This is a genomic window from Myxococcus xanthus (genome assembly GCF_013116825.1).
GTDB classification, from domain to species: Bacteria; Myxococcota; Myxococcia; order Myxococcales; family Myxococcaceae; genus Myxococcus; species Myxococcus xanthus_B.
The window spans coordinates 37,758-44,362 of the sequence record NZ_JABFNS010000075.1; the positions used below are offsets into that span (position 1 = coordinate 37,758).

The window sequence follows — 6,605 nt, forward strand, 5'->3', positions numbered from 1 at the left end:
CACGGCGCGCGAGGGGAGCGTGAGCCTGCTCGCTCCCTCGCCGGGCCGCCGCGGGACGTGGGCTAGCTGTTCAGGGCCTTGTACTTGCGCCCCAGGTCCCGGAAGTACTTCATGCCGTTGTCGAGCGAGTTCTCCATCGCGTCCATCAGCACCGTCCGGAAGCCCGCCACGGGGCCCCGGAAGGACTCGTAGTAGCGCTGCCGGTCGATGGAGTGGATGACGGCGGGCATGTAGCCGTTGCGCAGCAGGATGAGGTTGCTGCACATGCGCCCCACCTTCCCGCTGTGCTCGGTGAAGGGGAAGATCTGCACGAACTTGTGCTGGACCGTGGCCGCCTGCTTGATGGGGTGGAACTCGCGGAACTCGGCGCTGGCCGTGTAGTCCACGAGCTTCTCCAGCTCCGGCTGGATCTTCGCCGGCTGGGAGATGTCGTGGAAGTACGTGCGGTGCAGCGGCATGTCCTTGCGCAGCCCGGACCTGTCGCGTTCCTTGGCCAGCTCCTTCTCCGTGCGCTCGCGGCGCTCCATGCGCGCGCGCTCCGTCTGGGCCTCCGGCGTGTTGCCCAGGAAGAGGTCGTGCATCCGCTTGATGGTGGTCAGTGTGATTTGCGCCTGCTTCTTGGCGCCCGCTGCCTCCTCACGGATGAAGTCACAGACGGCCTTGTGGTTCCGGATTTCGAGGACCACCGGAATCATGGAGGCTTCCGCGCTGGTGCGATGAGGGAACAGCGCGGCCATCAGTTCCTGATGCGTGTAGACGACTCCCTCTAGCGCGGCGTCGTGGTAGATCCACGACATCTCCATCTTGTCCAAGAACTCGCGCGCGTCCGGCTTGTCCTTGTAGATGTCGAGGTACCCACGCAGCGTTTCGTTCTTCTCGTCGATGTCCTGGTAGCGTTCCTTCACGGACTGCGGCTCCTTCTCGCTGCGGGTCCGCCGCGGGCGGTACTCGAAGCATGCGGCCGAGCGGTACAACGGCGCGTGGATTCTAGAAATTCCGCGCGGTTGTAACAACGAAATCATCACAGATTGACGAGGAACACCTCGCACGCCTGGTCGAGCAGGTCCTTGGAGAGCGCTGGAGGTATCTGCCGGTAGCGCGCCGCGTCCCGGATGAGGCTCACCAGGTCCCGAGGGTGGCACGAGCGAAGCTCCATGCTCCGGGGCTTGTAGTAGTGCTCGATGAGGTACGTGACGGCCTGGTCCACGTACGGGATTCCCGCTGCCTCGCAGACGCGACTGAAGATTTCCCGGTAAGCCTCTTCGTCGGGATTTCCGACCTCAATCTTGTACTTGATGCGGCGCAGGAAGGCCTCGTCCACCAGCTCCTTGGGGTCCAGGTTGGTGGAGAAGACGAGGAGCTGGTCGAAGGGGATTTCGAACTTCTTGCCGGTGTGAAGGGTGAGGAAGTCCACCCGTTTCTCCAGGGGGACAATCCACCGGTTGAGCAGGTCCGTGGGGTGGACCTTCTGGCGGCCGAAGTCGTCGATGAGGAGCATGCCGCCGTTGGCCTTCACCTGGAACGGGGCCTCGTAGAAGCGGGTGCTCTCCGAATAGATGAGGTCCAGCATCGCCAGCGTCAGTTCGCCGCCCACGACGACGGAGGGCCGGCGGCACACGAGCCACCGGTTGTCCATTTCGAAGGTCTGCCGGCGGCCGGAGGCATCCCGGCCGACCTCCAGCGACACCGGCGTGTGGATGAGCCGGTCGTGGACCTGGATGATTTGATTCCCAATCTCCAGGCAGTGGGGGACGAACACCTCGCCGCCGAACATGTTGGAGACGGCCTCGGCCAGGCTCGTCTTGCCGTTGCCGGGGGAACCGTAGAGGAACAGCGAGCGGCCGGAGTTCACCGCCGGGCCCAGCTTGTCCATCAGCTCCGCGGGGACGGTGAGGTGGCTGAGCGCCATCACCAGTTCCTCCTGGCTGACGACGGGCGTCTCCTCCGTCTGGCTGGTGATGAGCGCGTTGTACTGCTCGATCGGCACCGGCGCGGGGCCCACGTAGGTGGTGCGGGTGAGGGCGTCTCGCGCGTATTCGCGGCCCTTCTCCGACAGGATGAACTCCACGGACGCGCGGCCAAAGCCCTTGCCGCCGCGCAGGTCCACCAGCTTCTCCGTGGCGAGGAAGTCCACCACGTGCTCGATGACGCCTGGCCACGGCAGCCGCATCTCGTCCGCGATGCCCATGCCCGTGCCCGTGCCCGCGTAATAGAGGTACTTCAGGGCGATGTCGGACAGGATGCCCATCTTGAGCCCCGTGTCCTCCACCGACTTCGGCTCCGGTGGAGCGATGTCGAGGATGGATGGGTTCTCGAGCTTGAACGGATTGTCGTCGTAGTCGTAGCCAGCGGGAGGAGCCATCAAGCCCCGTTCTAGCCCATTCGATGGGCGGCCGGGCGCGGGACGTGGCCTCTTCCCTGGCTGCCCGCCCCCCTCCCGTGCCGAAGAGGGGGGCGAAGCGGGGTGGCTCAGATGTACGTGAGCCAGTCCGCGTAGCGCGGCTCCTGGCCACGCACGATGCGGAAGTACATGTCCTGCACGTACCGGGTGACGGGGCCGGGCTTGCCGTCGGCCACCTGGCGGTTGTCCACCTCGCGCACGGGGGTGATCTCCGCCGCCGTGCCGCAGAGGAAGATCTCGTTGGTGATGTAGAGCGCGTCGCGGGTGAAGGTGACCTCCTCCACCGTGCGGCCGCTGTCGCGCAGGATGTGCAGCACCGTGTCGCGGGTGATGCCGTCCAGGATGGGGCCGGACAGCGGGGGCGTCTTGATGATGCCCTTCTTGTTCACCTGGAAGATGTTCTCTCCGGAGGCCTCGGCCACGAAGCCGCTGATGTCCAGGAGGATGGCCTCGTCGTAGCCCGCCAGCACCGCCTCGCGCTTGGCGAGGATGGAGTTGACGTACTGGCCGGTGATCTTCCCGCGCACCATGTTCACGTTGACGTGCATGCGCGTGTACGAGCTGACCTTGGCGCGGATGCCTTCCTTGATGCCCTTGTCGCCCAGGTACGCGCCCCAGTCCCAGGCCGTCACGGCCGTGCGGGTGGGGTTCACCGCGCCCAGGCCCATGGCGCCGTCGCCCATGAAGGCCACCGGCCGCAGGTACGCGCCGTTGGCGAACAGGTCCTTCTGCGCCCGGAGCAGATTCACGCACGCGTCGAAGAGCTCGTCCTCGGTGTACGGGATCTTCAGCATGATGATGTGCGCCGAGTCGAGCAGCCGGCGGACGTGCTCACGCAGCCGGAAGACGGCCAGCCGCCCGTCGTGCGTCTTGTATGCGCGGATGCCCTCGAAGACACCCAGGCCATAGTGAAGCGCGTGCGTCATCAGATGCACGTGGCCCTCGTCCCATTTCATCAGTCGGCCGTCGAGCCAGATTTGCTCGGCGCGCACTCCACTACTCGAGGTCGAGCTCATTCGATGTTCCTTCGCCTGGATGTTGAGGGGGGGACAGCCAGGGCCTTCTAGTCAGTGAAACCTATGAGGTCAAAGCGTGTTTCTCGTCCCGAACCCGTCACAGCAGCGGTGGCAGGGGGGCGAGCATCCGACGGAGGAACGGGAGGTCCTCCGCGAGTGCCGCCCTGCCGAACTGTAACGCCTTCGAGGCCAGTTCCACCGACGGTACGACGTCCAGCGGTGACAGTGTTCGCGGGAAGCGTTTGACGTGGTGCGTATAGGGAAGGTTCGGCGCCACCGTCATCGCGGCGAGCCGCTGGAGGGGCAGCCAGAAGGGCGTGGTCAGCTTCGGGGCGAAGCCGTCGAGCGCGAGGATGAACGCGTTGCGCGTGCCGATGCGGCCTCGGGCCACTGCCTTCCACGCCGCCTTCGCTGGCAGGTTGTCCACCAGTCCTCCGTCGATGAGCCTCGCGACGCCGTGCTGGCCCATGAGTCCTTCCACCAACGTGTGCATGCCGGGGTCCTTGCGCAGCACGTCGTAGTGAATGACGCCGGGCAGCGCGGAGGAGAAGCCCGCGGCGTCGAGCGCGTCGAAGTCGCCGGTGGTGTCGTCCGCGCCCAGGTAGAGGCGGGCGGTGATTTCGGGGCGCGTGAAGAGCTCGGCCATGGCGCCCATGGCGGCCTGGATGCGGCGTGCCACGCCCGCGGGGTTGAGCAGGCCCAGCGGACTGGTGCCCAGCAGGCGCTCGTAATACTCCAGCGGCCGGGGAAGCATGCCGCGGCGGATGCCGCCCACGGCGATGAGCGTCGGCACCGGCAAATCCTTGAGCCGCATGCCACTGTTCTCCGGTCCCGCGCTGAAGAAGCGACCCAGCCCCGCGCGTAGAAACAGCCGCAGCGCGGCGGGCAGGCCGTAGCGGCTCTCCGTGGAGATGAAGCGGAAGAGCTTCCGGAAGGACAGCCCGCGGACGATGTTGATCATGTCCGTGGCGTCGAAGCGCGTCAGGCGCGAGCGCATGATGGCCAGGATGGCGCCCATGGACGTCCCGGCGAGCAGGCGCGGCTCCAGTCCGTATTCGTCCAGGAGGCTCATCGCTCCCAGGTAGACGTAGGCCGTTCCGCCGCCGCCGCCGGTGACCAGCACCAGTTCCTTGTGCCGGATTTCCCGGTCCAGTGCCTCGGGGGGGACGCGCCCGCGCAGCCGCTGCGCCACCATGTCGCGCGCCTTGGCGGCGTGCTGGCGCAGGTCCTTCACGTGCGGCATCAGCCGGTCCCGCGTGGGCGGGAAGGGGGCTTGGAGGACGGGGCCCAGGCGGCGCTCCACCTCCTCGCGAAACGAGGTGAGCAGCGCGCCCACGCCCACGTCGCGTTCGCCGTGCCGCACCTTGTAGAGGCGCGCCAGCGACAGGGCGGTGCGGAGGATGGCTTCCTCGCGCGGGTCGACCAGGGCCGCGTTGGCCAGCGATGCGCGCACGAGGCGGAGCTCCATCTCCTCGAGCGGCCGGGTGATCTGGAAGCGTTCCTTCAGCAGCACGTGCTTCGAGGGCCCATCAGGCCTGGGCAATCTGCGAGAGGTTGGCCTTCGCCTTCTCGATGTCGCCTTCGTACTTGAGGACGAGGTTCAGCGTGGAGGCCACCACGTCGGCGGTGAGCTGCTCCGCGTTCAGCAGCGCCAGGCTCTGGGCCCAGTCGAGCGTCTCGCTGATGGAGGGCGCCTTCTTCAGGTCGAGCGAGCGGATGGCGGCCACTGCTTCCACCACCTGTTCCGCCAGCACCTGGGGCACCTGGGGCAGTCGCGAGCGGACGATGCGCAGCTCGCGCTCGCGGTCCGGGAAGTCGATGTGCAGGTGGAGGCAGCGGCGCTTGAGCGCGTCGGACAGCTCGCGCGCGGCGTTGGAGGTGAGCAGCACGCGGGGGATGTGCTTCGCCCGGAAGGTGCCCAGCTCGGGGATGGTGACGGCGTTGTCGGAGAGCACCTCCAGCAGGAAGGCCTCGAACTCCGGGTCCGCCTTGTCGATTTCGTCCACCAGCAGCAGGGCGGGGCGCTCGGAGAGTTGTGCCTTCAGCACCGGGCGGGGCAGCAGGAAGCGTTCGGAGAAGAACACCGCGTCGCTGGAGGCCAGCCGGTCCGCCGCCTGCGCCAGCGTGGTGGTACCCTGCACCATGTCCCCAATCTTGTCCTTGAGGAGCTGGGTGTAGAGCAGCTGCTTGGCGTACTCCCACTCGTAGAGGGCCTTCGCCTCGTCCAGGCCTTCGTAGCACTGGAGCCGGATGAACTCGCGGCCCAGCGCCTGGGCCAGGGCCTTGGCCAACTCCGTCTTGCCGACGCCGGCGGGGCCTTCCACCAGGATGGGCTTGTCCATCCGGTCCGCCAGGAAGGCCGCCGTGGCGATCTCCGGCGAGGATAGATAGCCCACCTGCTCCAGGCGCTTTTCCGCGTCCTCCACGCTGGTGAAGGCGTGGCTCTCAACCGTCGAAGGGGTGCTCACCCGGTGAACTTAACCGACGCCCCCCTGGGCACTGCGGCAAAAATGCCAGGGTTCCGGCGTCGTCACCGAGGCCCGTTCGCCTCGCTGCCTGGCAAACCCGCGTAACTCCGGAGGGAAATTTTCTGCGCAACGTGGGCACACGTCGTGCATCTAAGAGTTTCCAATCGGTATTCAGGGAGGTGAGCGGTCATGGTGTGGGCGTGGTTGCGGATGGTGATGATGGTGGCAGTGGTCCTGCTTCCGGGCGGATTCCCACTCCTGCTGGCCTATGTCGCCTTGCGTACACTCCGCAGCAGTTGGCGCCGTGCCCAGGAGGAGGCCCAGACGGGGGGCCGCGTCGTGTCACTCCGGGACGTCGTCTCCACGCTCCATTTCAAGGAGCTGGTCCGCGAGGCACGCGCCGCGCTCTGAGCGCGGATGGAACCGCTCGACGCTTCCTGGCTTGGAGCTGAGACGGCCCTGACACACCTGCCCGGCTAGGGCACGGATGTCAGGGCCGCTTCATTGTGGCCTCGGGGTTCCGAGGCCGAGGTCGTCGGGATTCCGGCGGGGTGCCGGAATCCCGGCGCCGTTACTTGTCCAACTCGTCCACCAGGGCCGTCCAGTCGTCGTCTTCCTTGGCCGTGGGCAACTGGATGACCACGGTCCGGTCGGTGGGCTCGGACTCGTCACTCTGTCTCTTATACAGATCCGACGCCCCCGGATATTGGTAGCGTCTGG

Annotated in this window: 6 protein-coding genes; 1 reads left to right on the plus strand and 5 read right to left on the minus strand. The window is 66.7% G+C overall.

The window, feature by feature from the left end:
- Nucleotides 1-62: 62 nt before the first annotated feature.
- The 5 genes from HNV26_RS21810 to HNV26_RS21830 all read right to left on the minus strand — a co-directional run bounded on the left by HNV26_RS21810 (nt 63) and on the right by HNV26_RS21830 (nt 5,885).
- Nucleotides 63-1,022: a Fic family protein gene (locus tag HNV26_RS21810; RefSeq protein ID WP_090492859.1), complete on the minus strand. Its 960-nt coding sequence runs from the start codon at nt 1,020-1,022 to the stop codon at nt 63-65.
- A complete protein-coding gene (locus HNV26_RS21815; protein ID WP_141256826.1) occupies nt 1,022-2,362 on the minus strand; it encodes a DUF8689 domain-containing protein in 1,341 nt (446 codons plus the stop codon). Before HNV26_RS21815 ends, HNV26_RS21810 begins: the two co-directional genes overlap by 1 nt.
- Nucleotides 2,363-2,469: 107 nt before the next feature.
- Nucleotides 2,470-3,417: a branched-chain amino acid transaminase gene (locus HNV26_RS21820; protein WP_171442971.1), complete on the minus strand. Its 948-nt coding sequence runs from the start codon at nt 3,415-3,417 to the stop codon at nt 2,470-2,472.
- 97 nt (nt 3,418-3,514) lie between these two features.
- Nucleotides 3,515-4,930, minus strand: a complete 1,416-nt coding sequence (locus HNV26_RS21825; protein WP_171442970.1) for a patatin-like phospholipase family protein — start codon at nt 4,928-4,930, stop codon at nt 3,515-3,517.
- A 16-nt stretch (nt 4,931-4,946) separates the two neighbouring features.
- On the minus strand, nt 4,947-5,885 hold the full coding sequence (locus HNV26_RS21830) for an AAA family ATPase (RefSeq protein WP_011553045.1): 939 nt from the start codon (nt 5,883-5,885) through the stop codon (nt 4,947-4,949).
- A gap of 189 nt (nt 5,886-6,074) precedes the next feature.
- On the opposite strand from HNV26_RS21830, the gene HNV26_RS21835 reads away from it, so the two are divergent.
- Complete coding sequence (locus tag HNV26_RS21835; protein ID WP_140862253.1) at nt 6,075-6,296, plus strand: hypothetical protein; 222 nt, start codon at nt 6,075-6,077, stop codon at nt 6,294-6,296.
- Nucleotides 6,297-6,605: the final 309 nt, after the last annotated feature.

Excerpts from the sequence above, each read along its gene's own strand:
- HNV26_RS21810 (WP_090492859.1), bottom strand. The coding sequence starts at position 1,022 with ATGATTTCGTTGTTACAACCGCGCGGAATTTCTAGAATCCACGCGCCG.
- HNV26_RS21815 (WP_141256826.1), bottom strand. The coding sequence starts at position 2,362 with ATGGCTCCTCCCGCTGGCTACGACTACGACGACAATCCGTTCAAGCTC.
- HNV26_RS21820 (WP_171442971.1), bottom strand. The coding sequence starts at position 3,417 with ATGAGCTCGACCTCGAGTAGTGGAGTGCGCGCCGAGCAAATCTGGCTC.
- HNV26_RS21835 (WP_140862253.1), top strand. The coding sequence starts at position 6,075 with ATGGTGTGGGCGTGGTTGCGGATGGTGATGATGGTGGCAGTGGTCCTG.